Below are 23,633 nucleotides of genomic sequence, written 5' to 3'. Positions count from 1 at the left end.
AAAACATTTACCAATCGCTATAAGCCGCCCGAGCTTGGACGCTGGCCGACTGTTCGACGGTGGTGTTGAAATATTCGGACGTCGTTTCTTGATGGAGAACTTGTCCGAGTTGCGCTTCGATCGCCGCCGTGACTTCCGCACAAGAGGCACCGACTATGCCAGTGACTTTCTCCTGAACGCGGCCATCGGGATAAATAATAAATTCGAGTGTTTCCATCCGCTTAGCGATGCTAGAGAATATACCAATATGGAACATCTCCTTTGCAGGGATGCCTCAACGAAAAATCTGGTCGGGAGACTCGACGCACAGTTAGTCCGGATTAAACTTATTGTGACTAACTGAATCATTTCGAGTCAGATGTTAACAAAAATTATTACTTATCAGAGTATCATACTCAATCTTCGATTCAGTTTCGCTTAACTTCCTCAATCCGTCAAGCCTAGATGGCAAGCGCCACTCAATCGAGTCCATCGACGATCGCCGCCGTCGCCGAGCCGAGCCGACCCGACCGCGAACACGCGATCGTTGTTTACAATCCTTGAGATCGACGGACAATTTTTCAGCTTCCGGGGACAGTCGGGCAATTTTTTGGCGATCGCCGTTGGGTTGGGGTTCGCATCGAGAGAGATAATGAAGGTTTGTTGACTTCAAAAAAATCCGCGATGAGTGTCCAGCACATGAGTTCTCAACAGCCGACCCCCGCTTCCGATGCCAACCCCATCCAACCCCTCAAAATCGGCGTTTTGGGCTTCGGGGGCTTGGGACAGGCCGCCAGTCGCGTTCTCGCCCCCAAACGGGAAATGATTTGGGTGGCGGCTGCGGACAAACAAGGCTATGCCTACAACCCCGAAGGCTTGAATCCCGACGAGTGCATCCAAATCTACCGCGATCGAGGTTCCCTGGGCCATCTCGAACCCGGCGGGGTCCTCGCCCACGACAGTATTGCCGAATTACTGGCGCGCGCCCCCCAAGTAGACGGCTACTTCCTCGCCCTGCCGAACTTGCCCAATACCTTTATGGCGTCCGTCGTCCGGCAATTTATCGCTTCGGGCTGGCGTGGGGTTCTCGTGGACGCGCTCAAACGGACCAGCGCCCTCGAACAGATGCTCGCCTTGCGAGACGAACTCGCCGAAGCCGGGATCGTGTATATGAGCGGCTGCGGCGCCACCCCCGGACTGCTGACGGCGGCGGCGGCGATCGCCGCCCAAAGCTATGCCGAAATCCACGAGGTTAAAATTACCTTCGGCGTCGGGATTGCCAATTGGGACGCCTACCGCGCCACGATCCGAGAAGATATCGCCCATATGAGCGGTTATGACGTCGATACGGCGATGGCGATGAGCGATGCCGAAGTCGAGGCACTCCTCGATCGCACCGACGGCAAAATCACCTTGGAAAATATGGAACACGCCGACGATATCATGCTCGAATTAGCCGGGATTTGCCCGCGCGATCGCGTCACCGTCGGCGGCGTCGTCGATACCCGCAACCCGAAAAAACCCTTAAGCACCAACGTTCGCATCACCGGGCGCACCTTTGAAGGCAAGCAGTCGAGCCATACCTTCACCCTCGGCGACGAAACCAGCATGGCGGCGAATGTTTGCGGTCCGGCGTTCGGCTATCTCAAAGCGGGGATCGCCTTGCATCGGCGCGGACTGTACGGCTTGTATACGGCGGCGGAAGTCATGCCCCAGTTCGTGCGCTAAAACTGCGCTCAAACTGCGCTCAAACTGCAACCGAGGGCGAGCGCCTCCGGTCTGCCACAATTTTGCACATAGTAGCTGACAGAGTAGCCAATAACGGCTTGACGATCGCCGTTCCCGGATCCGTCTCGATCCCGAAATGGCGATCGTCATTCGCCCCTCTAGGGTCAGTCTCTCGCCCGCCAGACCATCTCGCGATCGTTTCAAATTTAATTTTCTCGCCAAAAGTGAGATCGCACAAGTTCGACGACGATCGCACAGTCGAGAACGTCCGCTCCCGGATTCGAGTCTACGATTGAAGATGCAGGCTATAGGAGAATCTTTTTATGTCTCGTTGCTTGAGAACCGTCAGTTTGTTGACCGGAATCGTCCTGCTCGGTCAAGGGACCTTCAGTCCCTGGGTGGGTGCCAATCCTCTCGAACCCTCGATCGCCCAAAATGCCGAAGAACGAGCCAATCAAGCCGTTCAACTTTACGAAGAAGGCTTCGACCTCTATCGTCAAGGGCGCTTTGAAGGAGCATTGGAGAAATTCCAAGAAGTTTTAAACATTTCCCAAGAAATCGGCGATCGCGTTGGGGAAACCATCGCCCTGACCCGCATCGGTCGCGTTTACGATAACTTGCGGCGCTATAGCGAAGCCCTCGACGCTTACGATCGCGCCTTGAAGATCGCCCGAGACCTCAAAGAGCGCCAACAAGAGGCGATCGTACTCGACTATATCGGCCTGGTCTATCAAGAACAAGGCGATATCGAGGCCGCTCGCGAGTCCCATCAAGACAGCTTGGCTATTTTCCGAGAATTGGGCGTGCGGCGCTCGGAAGGTATTGTTTTAGGAAACTTAGGGCGACTGTACCGCAATAGCGAAGACTACGACAAAGCCTTAGAAATGTATCGCTCGGCGTTGGAGATCGCCATCGAAATCGAAGACCGCCAGCAAGAAGGAATTCTGCTCGACTATCTAGGGGTCACCTACACGCAATTAGAACAGTACGACCAAGCCCTCGACGTTCTCGAAAGCGCTCTAGAGATTTTTGAAGAACTCGGGATCGAACGCAGCGAAGCGATTACCCGCTCGAACTTGGGAACGGTTTACGGAAATTTGGGTCGGGAAGAAGAGGCGATCGCCTCGTTAAAATCCGCACTGGCAATTTTTCAACGACTCGGAGATACTCAAGCTGCAGGGGCGATCGAAAAGCAAATCGAGGGCATGGCACAACCCTAATCGTGCCTCCTGCGGCGATCGCCGCGCGCGTCTACAATAGAAAAACATCTATGGAGAACAGCATCGATGTCCCCTCGTTTTCAACGGCTCGGCCTTCTCACAAGCGTGCTGGCGATCGCCTTGGCTAACCCCACTCCCGCCCGCTCCACTCCCGTTCGATCCTCGATGGCTCCTTCTGTAGCCTCGCTCTCGTCCCTGTTCGCACAAGGAGAATGGCAACAATTTACCTCTCCCGATCGCCGTTTCTCGATTTTGATGCCGGGAATCCCCGAAGAAGAAAATCGAAGCGGTAACAACGGCACCTCCCGGATGTTCATGTTAGAAAAAGAGAACGGTAACGTTGCTTACGGAGTTGGTTATATCGAGTTCCCTAACGTTCCCGACTCGCTCACTCCCGTGCAAATCGACCAACTGCTCGATGCCGCTCGCGATGGCGGAGTCGGGAACGTCGAAAATGGGAGATTGCGTCAAGAACGGCGGATCAGCCTCCAAAATAATCCCGGCAAAGAATTTGAAGTGCAAAGCACTCAAGGCATTGTTAAAACTCGTATTTACTGGGTCGAACCGCGCCTGTACGTTATTTTAGTCGCATCGAGCAGCGATCGCACCTTCCCCAGGGACGCCGACCGCTTTCTCAATTCATTTAATTTAGAAAGAAATCAAGCCTTCAATCCCGGCTTTAAACTTTCTTTTAATCGGAATTTTTAACATCATCGTGTTAGCAGCCGTTTAAGCGCACTCGCAACTCTTTGACGGACGTACAACTCGGGGCGATCGGGATTGACTCTCGGCGATCGAGCGCCATAATCAATCATTTTTTAGATAGTTCCGGCGATCGCTTTCCGTAGCAAAAGGAGGGCGATCGCCCTCCCCTTTACCATCGACTCAAACCACGAGTCTTAGTTATCCAGCATTTCTCAGCCTATCCGAGTATTTTGCAAGGACGTTCCAGTAACTGTTCAACGTGGTCTCAGTCACGTCTGGCGGTGCAAACATCAGAAAGTTATTGATAAATTCCGCTTTAGTGACATTAGGATTGCGCGATACCGCCAGATCCCACGATTGTCGGAAACGCATGTAGGTTCCGTACTGAGCCAAAGCTGCATGTTGGGCCGCTAAAAATTGCGCGGTATTCGCGACGGTTGGCGGATAATCATATTTAAAATTGGGCTGATGTTGGGCGATCGCCGCCAAATCGCCGATAATCCCCTGAAAACGCTTTTCTTCGTTGACAATACCCCCATCAATTCGAGCCATTTTGCTCGTGATAGTGTTGTAATAAATTTGGCATTTATTCAATGCACTTTTCAAGCGATCGATCGCCCCATTGAGTTGGTCGCGCTCTTTGGCGCCGTCAATCGCACCGAACACCACATCGATCCCGACCGCCGCGAAAATAGCGATTCCCGTGGACGCCAGCGCGTCGAGAGAAGCCCCTTCGATCGCCGCTTCTGCAGCCTCTTCACCCGCCGCATCGCCGACTTCCTCCGCACCGAGTTCGGCGCCATTTTCAGCCCCGGCATTAATTCCCGCTTCGACCCCCACTTCTTGAAGTTCGATCGCCGCATCTTGACCGACATTCGCCGCTTGTTCGGCCCCTTCACCACTGCGGATAAAGTCCTTTGCGATTTTACCCACTTGGTAAATGCCTCGCAAAATCAGCGCCCCTCCGACCATTTCCGCGATCGTTTGACCGACTTGCAGGGGAATACTGCCTTGGGGGGGATTGGGAATCGCTCGCAACTGAACTTGGAAATCTTTCCATTTGAGATCGTCCATTTGAATTGCATTGGCAATAATCACCAAAGCACTATTCGCCGCAATCAGCGATTTATAGTCTTTCAAGTGACCGTTGAAAATCAAAACTTGCGATTGGATTTGGTCTTGTAAATTGACCGCTCGCGTATGCAGGGAATTGACCTCAGCCCGTTTGTCAGAAAGATGGTAAATCCAATTATCCCAAGGTAACAAACTCATGCTTCAAACTCCTATAATGTTGCGGGTGTTGGATAAAGAAAACTCAAAAGCCAGATTCAGCGATCGATCGAGCGATCCATCCAGCTCCCGTGAGGCAGCAGTTCGGCATTCCAGTGGGGAACCGTCCACGTATTGGCAAAAGATAGAACGATACTGTCGTTTTGCCAGCCGAAAATTACCGTGTCGTGGGTATTAAATTGGTTGTCGAGTTCGCTACCGCGATTGAAAACAAACTGCTGTTCGGCAATTAAAGAACCGTCAGCCACGGTGTTGACTGAGATCCCATCTAAGTAAGGATTGTCCGGCCCACTATAGGTGATTCGTTGACTTTGGCCGCTCGTGAGGGAAAAGCTTTGGTATTTCAAGGTGCGACCGGGGCGATCGCCTTTTCTAACTTCAAGTTGAATGGAGAGATCTCTCCCGGTTTTGTTGATGAAAACTTTAGTACCCATATCTACTTTCTTTGAGGAAGTGATAGCCTCATAGTAGTTGGGAAAAATAGAGGAATAACAGCCGCTTTTTTAAGGGACTTTGAATGAGTGTCACTTGAATGAGTGACAGGAAAGCGAGGGGTTATGGGTGGATACAGAAGCAAAGCGGGTACTCGTCCTCCCGATTTGTCTACCATTGCTAAATCAGTTGAGTCGGGGTAGCCCACCTGAACCCCTTGGAAGTAGGAATGCGTTCGGCTACGCTCAGGAACACTTGCTCTCTATTTGGATTACCAATTATTTGGGATTGCTATAGCCTGTTGCTTTGAGAGATGGTTTTAATCAGGTTTTCAATTTTCCAGGGTTGGCTTTCTACTTGATAAGTTTGACAACAGGAACCGGGAAGGGTAAAGTGTTGCTCGGAATCCAGGGTAATATCTGCTTGATAGGTGACGATCGCCCCCCTCGAATCGCGAACGTCTAGCTCGACGCGATCGCCTGCTTTAAGCGATCGAAATTGTACGGCATAATTTAGCCCGTCCCAGCCCCATTGTTTCAATAATTCTTTTTCTAAAACCTGCACGGTATTGGGTAACAAACCCCAACCGCGATAAACGGAATAAAGATCGAGAATTGACCCCGATCGCGTTAAAATTGTTTGTAAACGATTCAGATCGAGATGGCCGTAGTAGCGCCCTTGGGGAAAATCGATCGCCGTCGGTGCTAAATGGTGTCCGCCGATATGACTCGTTTGCCAAATCCGCAGATTGGCGAGGTCACATCGATCGCTCATTTTCAAAGCTTTATAATAAAGTGGTTTGCCATATCTGGCGCAACAGCGATCGTTTTGTCCGTGGGTACAAATGAGAAGATCTTGCCCCTGAGAATTGCTATTTTCTAATTCTAGAGAGTGGGTTTTAAGAAAACGTTCGATCGCGGGGGCAACTTCGGCCAGATCGGAAACAAAAAACTCGTAACGTTCGTATCGATTGGCAAATCCTTGAGGTTTGTGGTAAATAATAACGCGACGGCGATCGGGTTGAAAATATGCTGGATTGTAAATTAGCAAAATTCGCCGGGTAATCGGTTGCGATCGTCTGTAAAAGCGATCGCCGAGCGCGCGTAAGTTCTCGGGAATCTGTCGGGAATCGAGGTCGTAACTCGTCCAAGGGGGCGGACATTCAATTAAAAAATAAGTCTCGTAATGGCGTGCGGTTCCGCCGAGAAATATTCCCGACTGTCGTGCCAGATCGGAACAAAAAAATTCACTCATCGCAGTTCAATGGGGGTTTAAGCGATCGTTGGCTCGATGGTTGGCTCAAATTGGGCTGTTGAGGACAAGTACGGTGACCCCGTTTCCCTTGGGGAAGCCCGCGAGAACCGAGGCGGTCTCGGGAAATTATTGAGAAATTATTTTAATAATAGATTGTCAATTGCCGATCGCGCGGGCGGGGGTCGAGTCACGGGGTGAGGAGGCCGTAAACTTGCATCGGTAAACTATCATGGGGTCAGCCGCGATCGCCGCGCTAGATTGAGTCTGCACTTAGGAGAAGGACTGATGAACAAACGCACTGCTCTCGCCTCCACGATTTTGTTGGGCAGTTTTTGGATCGCTACCCCGGCGATCGCCGAAAACTTCCAACACCTGCAACAATTGATGTCTACCAAAGAATGCACGGGCTGCGATTTGAGTGGTTCGGGTTTAGTGCGGGCCGATCTGGCGGGGGCCGATCTGAGTGGGGCGAATTTAACCCGGGCTAATCTCAGTCGGGCGAATTTGGCGGGGGCCGATCTGAGTGGGGCGAATTTGACCGGGGCGTCCTTATTTGGTGCGAATTTGACTGGGGCGAATTTGACCGGGGCGAATTTGCGCGGGACGGATTTGCGAGAAGCGTATTTAGTCGATGTCGATTTCACCGACGCCCTGGTTGATAGTGCCTACGTCCAGGATGCGGTGGGTATGCCGTCGGAGCTGCTCAGTGTGGAGGAAGTGTATAATTGGGGAGTGGCCGAAGCGAAGCGCAAAAACCACAAAAAGGCGATCGCCTATTTCAATCGCGCCCTGTCTCTGGATCCGGAATTCGCTCCGGCATACTTGGCGCGAGCGGTCGTGCGGGCGGAAACGGGGGATACCAACGGGGCGATCGGGGATGCGGAAATTGCCTCGAAGTTATTCGCGATCGAAAATAACCCGCAAGCGTTCGACACGTCGCGCCTGTTGGTGGCGCAGTTACAAGCGCTGCAAGATCCGGAACGACAAAACCAAGGTCAAGGGGGATCGTTCCTGCGGACCGTGGGGGCGATCGGAATCTCGATTTTGCGGTTGATGTTGTAGATTGTAGAAAAATTATAGAAACGTTGTAGAAACGTTAAGCAAAATAGGGGGCGATCGCCCATATTTTACCGCGATTTTTGTTGCGGAGCGATCGCCGTCACACCTTCCCTCGGGTTGCGATCGCGGAATTGCCAAGCTCGGTGGTTCAAGATAGAACCATCAGGGTCACACAGCACGATTGACAGGCGCGATTGACAGGTGCCAGGGGAGTGTACGAACAATGGAAAGATTTATTTTAGCGGCGATCGTTACCTTATTGCTCAATCTATTTGTTGGGGGTGAATCTCCCAGTCGAGTGCAAAATACGTCCGATTCTGACTTCTCCGGTTCTCGACCGAGTATGATTCAGAAAATGTAATTAGATTGAGATTTGAGATTTGAGATTTGAGTTTAAAGTTTTTTAGATTTTCGTCTGAGATCGACCTTGGAAAATCATCAAATTTCTATAGGGACACGGCATTGCCGCGTCCCTAAAACCGATGAAATTGTACTAATTACGAGTCCAATTTTATCCCGCGAATCGATAAATCTAATAACTCCACGGGATGCATCAAGGGAATGGCGCGATCGCTCGATTCCAAATGCTTTTTAATCTGTAAAGAACAGCCGGGATTGGGAGAAGTAATTAACTCGGCTCCCGTCGCCAATAAATTATCGACCTTTTGGCGACCTAATTCGTCGGCAATTTCCGGCTGCAACATGTTGTAAACTCCCGCACTGCCACAACATAAAGCCGCATCGAGGGGTTCGCGCAATTCAATGCCGGGAATTTGTCGTAAGACTTGCCGAGGTTGGGCGCTAATTTTTTGGCCGTGCAGTAAGTGACAGGCATCTTGATAAACTAGGGTTAAGGGCCGATCGCTCACCGGAGATAAGGGGGCGCTCAAGCCAACTTCGGCGAGGAATTCATGTACGTCGCGGACTTTTTGAGAAAAGGCGATCGCCCGATCGCGGTAAGCCGGATCGTCGCGTAAAATATGGCCGTACTCTTTGAGGGTATGACCGCATCCGGCGGCGTTAATAATGATAAAATCGACGTCAGTGCCTGCAAACGCTTCGATCGTCTGACGGGCGATCGCGCGGGCTTGTTCTTCCTGTCCTTGGTGGGCCGCCAGTGCGGAACAGCAGCCCTGCGATCGCGGAATGACCACTTCGCAGCCATTCGCCGTCAGTACCCGCGCCGTCGCCTCATTTACCGAAGAGAAAAACAGGCGTTGAACGCATCCTAAAATCATGCCGACGCGATAGCGTTTTTCTCCTCGAGCGGGAATCCAATCCGGGAGATCGTCGCGGAGGGAATCGAGACGCACTTGGGGTAAAATCGATTCCATCGCGGCCAAACGGGGGAAAACTTTCGAGAGGATACCGCTCGATCGCACCAGCTTTTGTAAGCCCGATTGTTGATAGAAAAACAGGGGCAGTAACAGAACCCTGAGACGATTGGGATAGGGAAATAAGTTAAAAATCAAACTGCGTAAAACCCGATCGCCTAACGGTCGTTCGATCTGGCGTTCCACTTGCGGACGGGTATCGGCAATGAGGCGATCGTACTTCACCTCCGAAGGGCAGGTCGTGACGCACGCCAAACAGCCGAGACAGGTATCGAAATGCTGGCTGGTGGTTGAGGCTAATGGTGCTTCTCCTTTGTGAATGGCATCCATCAAGTAAATGCGTCCTCGTGGGGAGTCCATTTCCTTACCGATGACGCGATAACTCGGACAAGTTGCCAGACAAAAGCCGCAGTGAACGCAGGTATCGATTAACTCCGGTTGCGGCGGGTGGTGGCGGTCGAATCCGGGGTATTCGGATTCGGGAAGTTCCCGAGTTAAGTGAGGGTTATCGTTGAGAAAGGTACTCGATTTAGCGGGAATTCGGGTTTCGCGATCGGTGGTGGTCGGGTTGGAAGGGGACATAAGCGATCGTTAACTGGCAAAAAGTAAAAAAAGAAGGACGAGAAAGAATCGAAAGAATTAGAGGGGGTCGAGGAAACGATGGGGACTCAAAATCGAGTCGGGATCGAATTTTTGTTTGATTTTGCGAGTAATTTCTAAAGCATTCCCGGTATAACCCCAAATATCGAGCTGGGTTTTAACCGAGAGTGGGGCGCACAGAATGCTAAGAAAACCGCCGTTCGCTTCGCAGTGCGATCGCACTTGACGCAGGCTAGAAGTACTTTCGGTGTGAGTACAAAGACGACCGATCCCGGTGGTGGCATGAATCCAGCCGAAGGACGATCGCCCGAGGCTTTCGTCGATCGCGACGGCAGTGCGAACGGCAGCCGAAGGTCTGACTCCTATTTTGCAGGCGATCGCCCCCTCTCGGGAACCATTATCGATTTGTTCTCTCAATTGTTGCCATAAAGCCGCATCCGAGTCGTCCGGGTAAGCGGTGGCGTGCAAGCCGAGAGTTTCGCCGACGGCGATCGCGCGATCGCCCTGCTGCCGGACACTTTCGGGGATACTTTGGAAGCGCACCAACAAGGCGACCTGTTCGCCGAGATCGAGCGATCGCGCCAACCCGGGAGAGAGCAAATCCACCGCCGTCGGCGTCAGGGCCGAACCGAACAGGGTTTGAGTCGCTTGGGCGATCGCGTCTGCCTCGCCGGAAAGCACCACCGTTCCCGAGGTCGGCGGTTTGGGATAGACCCGGAACGTCACTTGGGCGATCGCCGCCAGGGTGCCGAACGATCCGGTCAGCAACTTCATCAAGTCGTATCCGGCCACATTTTTGACCACCCGACTGCCTGCCTTGACCAATTCTCCATCGGCGCGCACGAACGAGAGACCGAGCAGTTGGTCGCGAACCCCCCGATAGCGAGCCCGCCAACTGCCCGTATCGGCGGTAGCGACGATCCCGCCGAGGGTGGCGCGATCGCCGTAACTCGGATCGAGGGCGAGAAACTGGTTATCCGTCGCCAGTAAAGCTTGCAAGTCGCTCAACTTCATCCCCGCTTCCACGGTCACCGTCAGATCGCCGACGGCGCGCTCGATCGTGCGATCGAGGTGTCGGGTGGAGATCGCGGCTCGAATCCCGCGCGGAATGCCGCCCCAATCCAACTTCGTCCCCGAACCGCACGGCAACACGGGCCAATGCTGTTTGGCGGCCCAAGCGACCGCCTCGGCGAGTTGTTCGACCGTGTGGGGATACAAAATACAATCGGGGGGCGAATCGGGAGGAAAAGCCCGTTGGAAGGACGCTCGCGTGTCGCGATCGAGGGCATCCCACTCGATCGCCGAATCGTCATCTAAAATTTTTTTAAATTCCCGTGCGATCGCGTTCATTTAAAACACTATTAGCTTAAGTTTCCGTCGATCCCCCCGAGAGCAGTCCCTGGGGATCGCTGATTTTCATCTTTAAGATCTTAGCGGCAATTGCTTCGAGAATGGTGCTGGGGGATCTGCCGCTTCTGAGTCGGCGCGGCGTGAGTCCGGCGGAGATCGCTCGAAAGTCGAGATCCAATTCGGACGCCAACCCTTTTAAATGGAGAGAACATAGAGTTTGGCGATCGAATTGGCGACCTGGACCCCGAATCGATCGCCAGACCCGTTTTATTAAGCACTGTAGGGAAGTCAATGACCTTTATTGCGACTACTCTCACGACTCTCATTTCTATTCTCGTCGTTCTCGTCGGGCCGAAAATGGCTGAAGAGAAATATCGAACCCCGATCCGCGCGATCGCCCTGCTTGTGGGTCTCATTGCTGCCGCCGCATCCGTTTTTAAAACCCTCGCGATCGTTCCGGCGGGCAAAGTCGGCGTCGTCGAAGTCTTCGGAACCGTGATGCCGCGCGCCTTAGGGCCGGGGGTTCACCCGGTCAACCCCTTGGGGAAAGTCGTGCAGTTTTCGACCCGCTTGCGCGACATCAAAGAAACCGTAACCGCCACCTCCCAAGAAGGGTTGAGCTTGAGCATCGACGTCAGCTTGCAATACAAACTCGATCCGACAACCGCGCCGGATGTCTATCAAGAAATCGGCAAAGACGAAACCGATATCCTCATTTCTCGCTTTCGCGCCATCATCCGCGAAATTGTCGCCGCCTACGACGCGCGCAGCATTTATACTGACAAACGGCAAGAAATCGCCCAACGTTTGCGTCAGGAGATGAGAGCTTCTTTAACGCCGTTGGGGTTTGAAGTCGAAGCCGCCTTGCTGCGAGATGTCGCCCTCCCGGAAAACTTGCAAGCGGCGATCGAAGAAAAATTGCAAGCGGAACAAGAAAGCCAGCGCATGGAATTTGTCTTGCAAAAAGAACGTCAGGAAGCCGAACGCAAGAAGATCGAAGCCCAAGGAATTGCCGATTTCCAGTCGATCGTCTCTCAAGGCTTGACCTCGCAATTTTTGCAGTGGAAGAGCATCGAAGCAACTCAAAATTTGGCAAATTCTAACAATAGTAAAGTGGTGATTATGGGAGGAGGGGTGAGCGATTCCGGCCCGCCTCCGGTGATTTTGCAACCTTAAATAGGGTTAAAAACCGATGGATAACAGGCAAAATTGGTATATCGTCAAGTCCGGTGGCGGCGATTGCGCGATCGTCTCCGAAAACGATTTAGAAGCTTCGCCACCGCCCGAAATCATCGAACAATGGGGGCCGTTTCCGTCTCCTGATGCGGCGATCGCCCGTCGGGTAGGATTGATTCGCGCCGGAAAATGTAAACCGCGCTAAATCCTCCAGTTTGGCGATCGCTACGCTAAAGTATCAAGAAAGCATACGGGAGTTTGCGATGTGTATTTGCATTAACTGCCATTACGTCGATCGCTGCACCACTTATCATGCAGTCGAACACCAACACCAACAACCCCATTTAACGGAAACCCCCGATTTTGAAGCCGTCGAACCGACGATAAACGTCAATATTCGCCACCACGACAACGAAATTGAAATGGAATGGGATGTCGTTGGTTGCGAAAGTTTTACCGAAGAAATGGGGAAATGGGCGCGCCTGCGTCCCGGTGAATTAATTCCCACCTAAACGGTCTGAGATCCTTGTTCGATGGGGCTATAAATGGGGTGAACTTTCGCCCCATTTTTAAACTTTTTAGAGGTAAAATAAAAGCGGTACGACCGCCGATCGCCCCGGTCGCTCGACCCAGGGACAATCACTCGCCGGATCCCACCACAAACGAATCGGGCGATCGCCGTATCCTCCAGTTGGGGGAGAGACATTTGCGAGAAAAATTCGATAGGATTTGATTAGCTCGAATGGAGTCAAATTCGAGCCGCGTTCTTTCCATCTCCGGGTCGCGAACGGGGGCTGAATTCCCCTACAATTGCACCCTCGGGAAGGAAGGAGTTCGGCGGGAGCGACGATGAGGAACGACCGATGAATGAAATTGCCGGATATATTTTAACGGAAAAAATTTACGAGAGCCAGCATACCCGAGTTTATCGAGGAGTACAACCCAAACAGAATCGTTCGGTCATCATCAAAGTTCCCACCCAAGATTATCCCAGTCTCAACGAAATTTCTCGCTTTAAAAATCAATACACGATCGCCAAAAACTTAGAAATTGCCGGAGTCGTCAAACCCCTGGATTTAATCCCGTATCAAAATAGTTTTGCCTTAATCCTCGAAGACTTTGGCGCCATTTCTTTAAAAGAATATCTTAACGGCTCCTGCCTTCCCGTCGGACAATTTTTAAGGATTGCTCTGGAACTGAGTCAAATTGTACAACAGCTCGGCGATCGCGATATCGTTCACAAAGATATCAAACCGGATAATATCCTCATCAATCCGCAAACAGGAGAAGTTAAACTCAGCGATTTTAGTATTTCCGCACGCCTCCCGAAAGATACCCATTCTCTCAAAACCGCCGGACAATTACAAGGGACGTTAAATTATATTGCTCCCGAACAAACGGGTCGCATCAATCGCGGGATCGACCGTCGAACCGATCTGTATTCTCTCGGGGTAACTTTTTATGAAATGACCACCGGACAAGTCCCTTTTAAAATTAACGATCCCGTCGAATTAGTTTACTGTCATCTCGCGAGAGAAGCGCGATCGCCCGATCGCCTCAACCGCAAATTGCCCCCGATTTTAGCACAGATTATTTTAAAATTAATGGCAAAAAACCCCGAAGACCGCTATCAAAGTGCGCGGGGATTATCTCGGGATCTCAAAACTTGTTCGAGCCAATTTCAAAGCTCTGGAACGATTGATAGTTTTTCCCTCGGTTGTGACGATCGCGCCCGACATTTTCAACTTCCAGAAAAACTCTACGGTCGGGATTTGGAAATTATCCAGTTAACGAATGCCTTTCGCCGGATTTTGCCTCCTTCAACCCCAGAAACGCCCGAAAAAACAGGCGATCGCGCGATCGGCGATTACAAGCAAATGGTGTTGGTTAGTGGTACGTCGGGGACGGGTAAATCGGCACTGATTTCGGAAATGCAAAGTCCTATTCTTCGCCAACGGGGTTATTTTATTACCGGAAAATTCGACCAATTTCAACATGACATTCCCTTCGCTCCGATCCTCGACGCATTTCGCCAGATCTTGCGTCTTATTTTAACAGAAAACAGCGAAAAAATCGAAAAATGGAAGCGCCGACTGATGCGATCTTTAGGAATTAATGCCAGTGCGATCGTGTCGGTCATTCCTGAATTAGAATTACTCCTCGGCAAAATCGATCCCGTCGTCGAAGAAATCGGCGCCGTCGAAGCCGAAAATCGCTTTAACTTTGCCTTTCATAACTTTATCCGTAGCTTCAGCGATAGCGATCGCCCGATTGTCTTATTCCTCGATGACTTGCAGTGGGTCGATGCGGCGTCTTTAAAGTTAATCGAACGGCTGATGTCCGATGAAGATATCGGCTATCTTTTAATTGTAGGAGCCTATCGCAGCAATGAAGTCGATCCTCTCCATCCGTTAATGTTAACTGTCGATCGCATTGAAAAACAAGGAGGGGCGATCGACCGAATTCATTTGCAACCAATTGGTAAAAGTGACCTCTATCTTTTCGTTGCCGACGCCCTCAAATCCTCCCTTAAAGAAACGGCAGAACTCAGCGAACTAATTTATGAAAAAACAGGAGGAAACCCCTTTTTTGCCAGTCAGTTACTCATTTCTTTGGCCTCTGAAGGGCTATTTACTTACGACCCCGATCGCGACTGCTGGAATTACGACTTATTTGCGATTGAAACGCAAGAGTTAACCGACGATGTCGTCGAATTTACCAGCAAAAAATTAGCCAAACTCCCCCATCAAACCCGGGAACTGTTGACTTTAGCCGCTTGTATCGGCAACACCTTTAATCTCGAAACCTTGGCGATCGTTTCCCAACATTCTCCCAGCAAAGTTGCGGCAGATTTATCCCCCGCTTTAGAAGCGAGTTCGATCGTCGCTCTCGACGAGACCTATCACGTTTTTGAAGAAACAAATCTATCGGATAGATTAGCATACAATTCGACGGCGATCGCTGCGAGCAATCCCGAATCTGCTCGCGATCGCTTCCCTAATTATCAATTTTTTCACGACCGCGTCCAACAAGCTGCCTATTTATTTTTAAGTCATGCAGAAAAAGCCACCAATCACTACAAAATCGGTCAATTACTATTAGCCAATATCTCGGAAGAAAGCCGAGAAGAAAAGTTATTTGAAATTGTCAACCATCTGAATATGGCGATCGCGGCGATCGTCAATCCCGCCGAACGACAACATCTCGCCGAACTCAATCTAGAAGCGGGACGAAAAGTTAAATTAGCAACCGCTTACGAAACCGCAGTTCGCTACTTTGAAACGGCGATCGACTGTCTCGACGATCGCCGTTGGAGCGATCGCCATTCGTTTACCTTAGAGCTCTATCTCGAACTGCTAGAAGCACAATATTTAAGTACGGATTTTGACGCCGCCAGTCAAACTGCCGAATATTTATTAGAGCGATCGCTCGATCTGCGCGATCGCGTTCGGGTTTACGAACTGCAAATCCAGATGAATATCGCTCAACTCAAACTCTTAGAAGCGGTACAAACAGGTTTGCACGTTCTCCAACTTCTCGATATCGATTTAATCACAACACCGCCAAAAGAACAGGCGATCGAAACCTTAATCGACCTCCCGGAAATGACCGACCCGGACAAACTCGCAGCGATGCGAATTTTAAGGACGATTTTCTCTCCCGCTTATGTCGCCAAACCGGAGTTATTGCCGATTGTCATTTTTACGATGGTTCATCTGTCTTTAACTTTCGGCAATTGTCCGCTTTCCGCCTATGCTTATGCGGTTTATGCCCTCATTTTATGCGGTCCGATCGCCGATATCAAGATGGGGTATCGCTATGGCAAACTAGCCTTAAAAGTGCTGCAACGCTTCAACGCCAAACCTCTCAATTGTCAGGTTATTAATTTATTTAATGCGTTCGTCCGACCGTGGAAAAAACACGCCCGAGATACGTTACAAGATTTAGAATTTGCCCTGCAATCGGGACTGGAAACTGGAGATATTGAATATGTCGGTCACAGTGCAATTAATTATACGATTAATAGCTGGTTTTCCGGCATGGATTTAGAAGGGTTCGCGCATAAAACAGGAGAGTTTATCAGCCTGACGCGCAAACTGAAACAAGAATATGCGATGGAGTCGCAACAAGTTTTCCATCAATTGAGTTTAAATTTACTCGGACAATCTCCGGATCCGTGCGAACTGAGGGGAGAAATCCTGGACGAATCTAAAGCCATTCCCCACGCGATCGCGCGTAACAATGCGACTACTTTATTTTTTATCTATTTATCTAAAACAATTTTATATTACTTATTCAATCAAGACAATCGCGCCGTCGCCGCCGCCACAGAAGCACGCAAATATATCGATTCGGTTCCCGCTTCCATGACCGTCGGCGAGCATTATTTTTACGAATCCCTCGCCTTACTCGCTTGCGCTTCTTTGTCTCCCTCTCCTTTAGAAAATGAGGTGAAAGCTCAACTCAATACTAACGTAGAAAAGCTTCAATTTTGGGCAAAACACGCCCCGGACAATTACCAGCATAAAGCCGATTTAATTGCCGCCGAATTAGCACGAGTTTCCGGTAAAATTGCCGAAGCAATGGAACTTTACGATCGCGCGATCGCCGAAGCCAGAGATAGCGATTACATCCAGGAAGAAGCGATCGCCTCCGAACGGGCGGGACTGTTTTATTTAGAACTAGGACGAGTAAAAATCGCCCGTCTTTATCTCACCGATGCCTACTACGGTTATGCCCGGTGGGGGGCGGTGGCAAAAGTGAACGATTTAGACGAACGTTACTCGCAATTGCTATTAAAAAATCGCGGTACGGTTTCGACTGACGTATTCGATACCACCGAAACAATTTCGATCGTAACGACGAACACCAGTACCAGTCTCAATACTTCTGAAACGTCGGTTTTAGATTGGACGACGGTGATGAGAACGGCTTTATTTTTATCGGAGGAATTAGTTCTCGAAAACCTAATCGATAACATCATGGAGGCGATTTTAGAAACGACAGGCGCCCAAAAAGGAATTTTAATTTTAGAAAAAGATCGCCGTTTAACCGTAGAAGCGGTGAAAATCTTAGGAATGGAATCCGATCGTTTACTGTCCGGTTCTATTCCCTTAGAACAGTGCGATTATCTCTCACCGGGAATCGTCCGTTATGTGGAACGAACCGGAGAAACCCTCGTCCTGAATGACGCCCGTCACGAAGAAATTTGTACCGGAGATCCTTATGTAATGCGGGTTAAACCACGATCGCTGTTGTGCGCGCCGATCGTCCATAAAGGCAAAGTTTTGGGGATTATTTATTTAGAAAACAACTTATCGCCGGGAGTGTTTACCGCCCAACGGTTGGAAGTGTTGCAATTATTGTGTTCTCAAGCGGCGATTTCTTTAGAAAATGCTCTACTCTATCAAGATTTAGAACGATCGCTACACGAATTGCAACAAACTCAATTGCAATTGGTTCACAGCGAGAAAATGTCGAGTTTGGGGCAGTTAATCGCGGGGGTAGCCCACGAAATTAACAATCCGGTGGGGTTCGTTTCCGGGAATTTAACCCACGCGATCGCCTACGTTAACGACGTATTAACCCACTTGCAACTGTATCGCCAATTTTATCCCGAAGCCGTGGCGGACATTCAAGAACACGCGGAAGAAATCGATCTCGACTACGCGATCGAAGATTTGCCAGAATTACTTTCTTCAATGAAGCTAGGCACGGATCGCATCCGCGAAATTGTCAAATCCTTAAAGAATTTTTCGCGCAAAGAAACCGATCGCAAAATGGCGGCGGACTTGCGCGAAGGACTCGACAGCACTTTATTAATTCTCTCGAATCGGATTAAGGCTAAAGGATCGAAGCCGGAAATTAAAATTATCAAAGAATATGGGGAAATTCCTTTAGTGGAATGTTTCATCGGGCAGCTCAATCAAGTGTTTATGAATCTACTCGCCAACGCGATCGATTCTTTAGAAGATAAACTAGAACGATTGAGATTAGAAGGGCGTTCCTTCGTGCCAGAAATTCGCATTCAACTCAGCCCGATCGCCGCAAATGAGGTACGAGTGACGATCGCGGATAATGGCGCCGGAATGAGTGAAACTGTGCGATCGCAGTTATTTAAAACCTTTTTTACGACGAAACCCCAAGGGAAAGGAACCGGGTTGGGGTTGTCGATTTCCCATCAAATTGTGGTCGAAAAACACGGCGGTCGGATCGAATGTCGTTCGACTCTGGGTGAAGGAACCGAATTTGCGATCGCCTTACCCGTCAAAGCGGTGAGTTAAGAAAGGGGCGCCCGTCCCACGGCGGCGAGAACTTGCATCGGGCCGAGGGCTTTAAGTCGGGCGAGTTGTTCGGCGTTGCGAACCAGTAAGGCCCCGGCAAATCCGAGGGAGTTGACGGAAATGGACTCGAAACATTCGTGCGATCGCCCGATGACGAACATCCAGTCTCGGGTTGCCAACCAGTTATACGGTCCGGATTGGCGTTCTCCTGTGCTTCCCTCGACTTCAAGGCCGATCGCTCGCAACAATTTGCGATACAGTTGCAAGGCTTCGACCGCCCCTTCCCCGGGAGATTTGCCCCAGTCGGGATCGAGTTTGCCGACGGCGTGAACGAAGGGAAAGTCAGCAACGGTGCCGATTTCGCCGTCATACTTGGCGCGGGCGATCGCCTCGGCGATCGGGAGGGCGCTGAAGGAGTCTGGAGTTAAAGGCAGGGGAACTAACTGCAAATGTTTGTGGGGTTGGCTGGCTCCCGCGACTCGACCGCCATTGTAGAAAGCCAAGCTGGGAAACTCGGTGAGACAGGCTCCGATCGCCTCGAAATCTCGCCGAGTGAGTAACTCTTGTTGGTCTTCAAACTCGCGGGTGACGACGAGCAGGTGATGGTCTACGACGTTAAATTTATTGAGCAGACACAGGTGGGTTTCGGAGAGGTCGGCGACAAATAAATCGCGATCGTAAGGTAAAAAGGGGTTGAAAGATTTTCCAGTTTTTTCACTTTTTCGCTGCTGCTTTCGTTTGGCGGCTTCTTTGCGCGCGAGATTTTGGAGAATACGCACCAGGAAAGGAATGCCGTTTTCCTCGACGATTTCACAATCGGTGGGAATCGATTGCAAGGCGCCACGGTCGAGGGCGATCGCGGTTTGTTCGGTGACGCGAGTCCACAAGCGACCGGGTTCGAGGCGCAAAGCGTCGTGTACTTTGGGGGAATTCTCCGACATGGCGACAGGGGAAGCAGCAACAAAAAGGGCGATCGCGCGTTTGCGCCGATCCAATGTAAAGCAAAACGAGGGCTTTTCGCAAAGCACAGATGGGTAATACCAGGGAAAATGGGCGATCGCCGCGCCGTGAAATCGCCTTGTAGTTTCCCTTTAACTAATGACGCGATCGCCCATTTTTGTTTCTTTATATTAAGGCTTGGGATCGGAGTCAGAGGATTCCTTTATCATAGATAAAGAAGATTATTTTCATTAATTTAGTGGAGAATTTAGAGAGAAATTGGCCTGAATTTCTCTGAAATCTCGTTCCCATAGTTGCTTAGGGCTTAATCTTCGAGATTGGGAGTTTGGGTCGAGCAAAAATCGCAGCGTTTTCCGACAAATCAGCCCCCCGAGCGATCGTTGTTGTCGAGCAGTTTTAGGTGGGTGGGGAATCGCACCGTTCGTCTCCTAAGAGGGCGATCGGGGGTTTTGGCGTTGGAGTAGATTTCCGATTCGATGTTTCCATTTGTTTTCCAATTGTCAGCCTGTAATCGCATCGACTCATCCCGGCCATCGCGATCGGTAACGTTTCGATTTTACGGTTGTTTAGCATAGGGTTGGATTTAGAACAATGTCTCCAAATACGATTGAATCCGTCTTACAAGAAGAACGTCTTTTCTCACCTCCTGTAAGTTTTTCCAAAAATGCCCGAATTAAAACCTGGGAAGCTTATCAAGAACTTTATGAAAAAGCACGAAGCGATCCGGAAAGCTTCTGGGCCGAGATCGCCGAACGAGAATTACATTGGTTTAAAAAGTGGGACAAAGTTCTCGACTGGAAGCCTCCGTTCGCGCAGTGGTTTGTCGGAGGACAGCTCAATTTGTGCTACAACTGTCTCGATCGCCATTTAGACGGCGATCGTCGGGACAAACCCGCGTTAATTTGGGAAGGAGAACCGGGAGATTGCCGGATCATCACTTACGCCCAATTACACCGCGAAGTTTGTGAGATGGCGAACGCCCTCAAACACTTGGGCGTCCGCAAAGGCGATCGGGTCGGCATTTATCTGCCCATGATTCCGGAAGCGGCGATCGCCATGCTCGCCTGCGCCCGCATCGGCGCCCCCCACACCGTCGTTTTTGGTGGATTTAGTGCCGAAGCCCTCAAAGACCGCCTCCTCGACGCCAACGCCAAAGTCCTGATTACCGCCGATGGCGGCTGGCGTAAAGAGGACATCGTCCATCTCAAACAACAAGTCGATCGAGCCCTGGCTGACGATAAAGTGCCCAGCATCGAACACGTCATCGTCGTCCGGCGAACCGGACACCCGATTCATATCGAACCGGGACGGGACTTGTGGTGGGACGACCTCCAAGAAGAAGCCTCCGACCAATGCCCCGCCGAACCGATGGACAGCGAAGACCCCTCCTTCATCCTCTACACTTCCGGAACCACGGGCAAACCGAAAGGCGTCGTCCACACCACGGGGGGCTACAACCTATACACCCACCTCACCACTCAATGGGTGTTCGACTTGCAAGAAAACGATGTTTTCTGGTGTACCGCCGATGTCGGCTGGATTACCGGACACAGCTACATTGTTTACGGTCCGCTTTCCAACGGCGCCACCATTTTGATGTACGAAGGCGCCCCGCGACCCTCGAATCCCGGCTGCTTGTGGGATTTGATCGAAAAACACCGGGTCACGATCTTTTATACCGCCCCCACGGCGATCCGCTTGTTCATCAAAATGGGGGAAGAACTGCCCAAAGCCCGCGACCTGTCGTCCTTGCGCTTGTTGGGTACCGTTGGCGAACCGATCAACCCCAGTGCTTGGATGTGGTATCACCGGGTCATCGGCGGCGAACGCTGTCCGATTGTCGATACCTGGTGGCAAACGGAAACCGGGGGGATTATGATTACTCCCTTACCCGGGGTGACCAAAACGAAACCGGGTTCGGCGACGTTCCCCTTCCCCGGTATTATTGCCGATGTCGTCGATTTGGACGGCAACCCGGTCGGCGAGAATCAAGGGGGCTATTTGGTCATCAAATATCCGTGGCCGAGTATGATTCGCACGGTATATAAAAATCCCGACCGTTACCGCAGTACGTATTGGGAAAACATTCCTCCAAAAAATGGTGAGTATATGTATTTTACTGGAGATGGCGCACGCCGCGATCGCGATGGTTACTTGTGGGTGATGGGTCGGATCGACGACGTGATTAACGTTGCCGGACACCGCCTCGGAACGATGGAGGTCGAGTCGGCGTTAGTTTCTCACCCCGCCGTCGCGGAAGCGGCAGTCGTCGGCAAACCCAGCGAACTGAAAGGCGAAGAAATTATCGCGTTTATTACCTTAGAAGACAGTTACACCCCCTCGGAAGAACTCAAAAAAGAACTGAAAAATCGCGTCGTCGAAGAAATTGGCGCCCTCGCCCGTCCGGAAGATATTCAGTTCTGCGAGGCATTACCGAAGACGCGATCGGGTAAAATTGTCCGGCGTTTACTGCGATCGCTGGCCGCCGGAGAAGAGGTCACTGGCGATACTTCGACCCTCGAAGACCGCAGCGTCCTCGATCGATTACGTAATGTATAGCTAATTTTCAATAGTTATAGGGGTTCCTAGATCGATCGCCTCGATCGGGAATCCCCCCCAACCCCCCTTTTTAAGGGGGGAGTTCAGTCAAGTCCCCCTGTTTAAGGGGGATTTAGGGGGATTGCAGGAGATCGCATGGGTACCGATTGAGTTGGAAACATGCTATATCCGACCCCTCGGCGATCGCGATCGAATCAGCATTTCCCAAGCTTGCATCACGATCGTATTAGATTCGGATTGGGGCAGGAGTTTTTGGGCGCGATCGAAGTATTTTTCAGCTTCACGATCGCGCCCGCATAATTTAGCCACTAAACTGCAATGCAAGCAAACAAAAGGCTGATTGGGATCGAGTTCTAAACACCGTTCGTAACTTAAAAAAGATTGTGCATAGTCTTTTAAAATAAACATCAATAACCCCCGATCGCCCAAGCAGCGAACGTGATTGGGCTTGAGTTCTAAAACCTTTTCATAACACTGTTTTGCTTCCTCGTAACGCTTTAATTCCAAACAGGCGTGTCCTTTTTTATACCAAGGTTCCGGGCGATCGGGATTCGCAGAAATAGCCCGGTCGTAAGCAGCGATCGCCCCGTCGTAATCGCCTAATTTTTCCACCAACCATCCCGTCACCAGTTGTCGCGTTCCCCCGATAAAACTGGCGATCGGCGATCGATAGGGGGCCGATCCACTCGCCGCCGAACTCCCCGGCGGCGGCGAACTTTTGTAAGTCGGAAGTGGCGGCAAATTTTGCACTCGTTCGAGAACTTCCTTCGCCGAATGAAAGCGTCGATTGAGGTTATTTTCGACTAAACCATCCAAAATCTCGCCGAGTTGGGGACTTATCGGTTCGTTGAGGTAATCTCGCCAGACCCACACCCCGCGATCGAGATCGTATAAATCGAACGGGGCGATCGCCGTCAGCAAGTGCAAACAAGTGACCCCCAAACCGTACAAATCGCTAGCCGTAACCGCCTTACCGATCGTTTGTTCCGGGGCCGCATATCCCGCAGTTCCGATGACCGTTCCCGTCCGTCCTAACGCCGTTGCCGTAGCAAATTTAGAGGCGCCAAAATCGACTAAAACCAATTGAGATTGTTCGGTTTCGCGATCGCCCTTTCCGGCGAAAATTGGACGGCGAATGATATTTTCTGGCTTAATATCCCGGTGAATCACCTGTTTCTCGTGGACGAACTTTAGAACGGGTAGTAAATCGGCTAAAACCAAGCGGATTTCTCGTTCGTTAAAAGCACCGCGATCGGCTAATTCCCGTTCTAAAGTTTCCCCCGGGATAAACTCTTGCACCAGATATTGATAATTATTGACCTCAAAATGGGCTAATAATTCAGGAATTTGGGGGTGTTTTCCTAACTCGTCGAGACGGATTGCTTCTTGTCGAAACAGTTCCGCCGCTTTTTCGGGTTGACGGCTACTTTGCGATTGGGGAAAAAATTGTTTGATCGCGCAATAAGGCTGAGAGGGTTTATATTCATCTACGCCGAGAAACGTGCGCCCGAATCCCCCTTGTCCGATTGATTTGACCGCCCGATACCGATCGCCCAACCGCAATTTTTGCCCGCAAGATTGGCAAAATTGACCATCTTTAGGATTTAGCGGTTGTTGACAATCGGGATTTAAGCAATAGGACATTTTACGATCGATGTTTAACGCGATAACAGTCGAACTCATTCACTAATCCGCTATCGGCG

At 50.8% G+C, this 23,633-nt stretch carries 19 protein-coding genes; 10 read left to right on the top strand and 9 right to left on the bottom strand.

Annotation, left to right across the window (positions count from 1 at the left end):
- Nucleotides 1-7: 7 nt before the first annotated feature.
- On the bottom strand, nucleotides 8-217 hold the full coding sequence (locus HCG48_RS24660; protein ID WP_168571545.1) for a DUF2997 domain-containing protein: 210 nt from the start codon (nucleotides 215-217) through the stop codon (nucleotides 8-10).
- A gap of 461 nt (nucleotides 218-678) precedes the next feature.
- Between HCG48_RS24660 and bioU the strand changes: the two genes are divergently transcribed.
- The 3 genes from bioU to HCG48_RS24645 all read left to right on the top strand — a co-directional run bounded on the left by bioU (nucleotide 679) and on the right by HCG48_RS24645 (nucleotide 3,635).
- The gene (bioU, locus tag HCG48_RS24655; RefSeq protein WP_168572065.1) at nucleotides 679-1,707 is read left to right on the top strand and encodes a (S)-8-amino-7-oxononanoate synthase BioU; all 1,029 of its coding nucleotides are present in this window, start codon (nucleotides 679-681) and stop codon (nucleotides 1,705-1,707) included.
- Between the two features lie 323 nt (nucleotides 1,708-2,030).
- Entirely contained in the window at nucleotides 2,031-2,927 is an 897-nt protein-coding gene (locus HCG48_RS24650; RefSeq protein WP_168571544.1) for a tetratricopeptide repeat protein, read from the top strand.
- A 66-nt stretch (nucleotides 2,928-2,993) separates the two neighbouring features.
- Nucleotides 2,994-3,635: a hypothetical protein gene (locus tag HCG48_RS24645; protein ID WP_168571543.1), complete on the top strand. Its 642-nt coding sequence runs from the start codon at nucleotides 2,994-2,996 to the stop codon at nucleotides 3,633-3,635.
- Between the two features lie 195 nt (nucleotides 3,636-3,830).
- On the opposite strand, the gene HCG48_RS24640 is transcribed toward HCG48_RS24645, so the two are convergent.
- From HCG48_RS24640 to HCG48_RS24630, 3 genes are all read right to left on the bottom strand, one after another.
- Nucleotides 3,831-4,904 (bottom strand): hypothetical protein, encoded by a 1,074-nt coding sequence (locus HCG48_RS24640; protein ID WP_168571542.1) that lies wholly within the window; start codon nucleotides 4,902-4,904, stop codon nucleotides 3,831-3,833.
- A 56-nt stretch (nucleotides 4,905-4,960) separates the two neighbouring features.
- Nucleotides 4,961-5,356: a hypothetical protein gene (locus HCG48_RS24635; RefSeq protein ID WP_168571541.1), complete on the bottom strand. Its 396-nt coding sequence runs from the start codon at nucleotides 5,354-5,356 to the stop codon at nucleotides 4,961-4,963.
- A 289-nt stretch (nucleotides 5,357-5,645) separates the two neighbouring features.
- Nucleotides 5,646-6,608 (bottom strand): ferredoxin family protein, encoded by a 963-nt coding sequence (locus tag HCG48_RS24630; protein ID WP_168571540.1) that lies wholly within the window; start codon nucleotides 6,606-6,608, stop codon nucleotides 5,646-5,648.
- Nucleotides 6,609-6,893: 285 nt separating this feature from the next.
- Between HCG48_RS24630 and HCG48_RS24625 the strand changes: the two genes are divergently transcribed.
- Together HCG48_RS24625 and HCG48_RS24620 are read left to right on the top strand one after the other, a co-directional pair.
- The gene (locus tag HCG48_RS24625; RefSeq protein ID WP_168571539.1) at nucleotides 6,894-7,670 is read left to right on the top strand and encodes a pentapeptide repeat-containing protein; all 777 of its coding nucleotides are present in this window, start codon (nucleotides 6,894-6,896) and stop codon (nucleotides 7,668-7,670) included.
- Nucleotides 7,671-7,890: 220 nt separating this feature from the next.
- Nucleotides 7,891-8,028 carry a QAALIT motif small membrane protein gene (locus HCG48_RS24620; RefSeq protein WP_168571538.1) on the top strand — a complete coding sequence of 46 codons (138 nt, stop codon included), beginning with the start codon at nucleotides 7,891-7,893 and terminating at the stop codon, nucleotides 8,026-8,028.
- A 136-nt stretch (nucleotides 8,029-8,164) separates the two neighbouring features.
- Here HCG48_RS24620 and HCG48_RS24615 read toward each other — a convergent pair whose 3' ends face one another.
- A complete protein-coding gene (locus HCG48_RS24615) occupies nucleotides 8,165-9,583 on the bottom strand; it encodes a (Fe-S)-binding protein (RefSeq protein ID WP_168571537.1) in 1,419 nt (472 codons plus the stop codon).
- Between the two features lie 57 nt (nucleotides 9,584-9,640).
- Nucleotides 9,641-10,951, bottom strand: a complete 1,311-nt coding sequence (locus tag HCG48_RS24610; RefSeq protein ID WP_168571536.1) for an FAD-binding oxidoreductase — start codon at nucleotides 10,949-10,951, stop codon at nucleotides 9,641-9,643.
- A gap of 291 nt (nucleotides 10,952-11,242) precedes the next feature.
- Between HCG48_RS24610 and HCG48_RS24605 the strand changes: the two genes are divergently transcribed.
- The 3 genes from HCG48_RS24605 to HCG48_RS24595 are packed head-to-tail and all read left to right on the top strand — an operon-like array spanning nucleotide 11,243 to nucleotide 12,639.
- Nucleotides 11,243-12,127: a prohibitin family protein gene (locus tag HCG48_RS24605; RefSeq protein WP_168571535.1), complete on the top strand. Its 885-nt coding sequence runs from the start codon at nucleotides 11,243-11,245 to the stop codon at nucleotides 12,125-12,127.
- A 16-nt stretch (nucleotides 12,128-12,143) separates the two neighbouring features.
- On the top strand, nucleotides 12,144-12,332 hold the full coding sequence (locus HCG48_RS24600; RefSeq protein WP_168571534.1) for a DDE transposase family protein: 189 nt from the start codon (nucleotides 12,144-12,146) through the stop codon (nucleotides 12,330-12,332).
- Between the two features lie 58 nt (nucleotides 12,333-12,390).
- Complete coding sequence (locus HCG48_RS24595) at nucleotides 12,391-12,639, top strand: Ycf34 family protein (RefSeq protein WP_168571533.1); 249 nt, start codon at nucleotides 12,391-12,393, stop codon at nucleotides 12,637-12,639.
- Here the strand turns inward: HCG48_RS24595 and HCG48_RS24590 are convergent.
- Nucleotides 12,636-12,833, bottom strand: coding sequence for a hypothetical protein (locus HCG48_RS24590; protein WP_168571532.1), 198 nt, complete (start codon nucleotides 12,831-12,833; stop codon nucleotides 12,636-12,638). The two genes, HCG48_RS24595 and HCG48_RS24590, sit on opposite strands and share 4 nt — an antisense overlap.
- A gap of 157 nt (nucleotides 12,834-12,990) precedes the next feature.
- On the opposite strand from HCG48_RS24590, the gene HCG48_RS24585 reads away from it, so the two are divergent.
- Nucleotides 12,991-18,411, top strand: coding sequence for a trifunctional serine/threonine-protein kinase/ATP-binding protein/sensor histidine kinase (locus tag HCG48_RS24585; protein ID WP_168571531.1), 5,421 nt, complete (start codon nucleotides 12,991-12,993; stop codon nucleotides 18,409-18,411).
- Here the strand turns inward: HCG48_RS24585 and HCG48_RS24580 are convergent.
- On the bottom strand, nucleotides 18,408-19,406 hold the full coding sequence (locus HCG48_RS24580; RefSeq protein ID WP_320415757.1) for an ATP adenylyltransferase family protein: 999 nt from the start codon (nucleotides 19,404-19,406) through the stop codon (nucleotides 18,408-18,410). The genes HCG48_RS24585 and HCG48_RS24580 overlap by 4 nt on opposite strands.
- A 556-nt stretch (nucleotides 19,407-19,962) precedes the next feature.
- Between HCG48_RS24580 and acs the strand changes: the two genes are divergently transcribed.
- Nucleotides 19,963-21,930: an acetate--CoA ligase gene (gene acs, locus HCG48_RS24575; protein WP_168571530.1), complete on the top strand. Its 1,968-nt coding sequence runs from the start codon at nucleotides 19,963-19,965 to the stop codon at nucleotides 21,928-21,930.
- A gap of 162 nt (nucleotides 21,931-22,092) precedes the next feature.
- Here the strand turns inward: acs and HCG48_RS24570 are convergent, their stop codons facing one another.
- Nucleotides 22,093-23,574 carry a serine/threonine-protein kinase gene (locus tag HCG48_RS24570; protein WP_168572063.1) on the bottom strand — a complete coding sequence of 494 codons (1,482 nt, stop codon included), beginning with the start codon at nucleotides 23,572-23,574 and terminating at the stop codon, nucleotides 22,093-22,095.
- Nucleotides 23,575-23,633: the final 59 nt, after the last annotated feature.

Origin of the sequence: Oxynema aestuarii AP17, from assembly GCF_012295525.1 — a bacterium.
GTDB lineage: Bacteria > Cyanobacteriota > Cyanobacteriia > Cyanobacteriales > Laspinemataceae > Oxynema > Oxynema aestuarii.
This window is presented reverse-complemented; position numbering and strand designations above follow the sequence as displayed.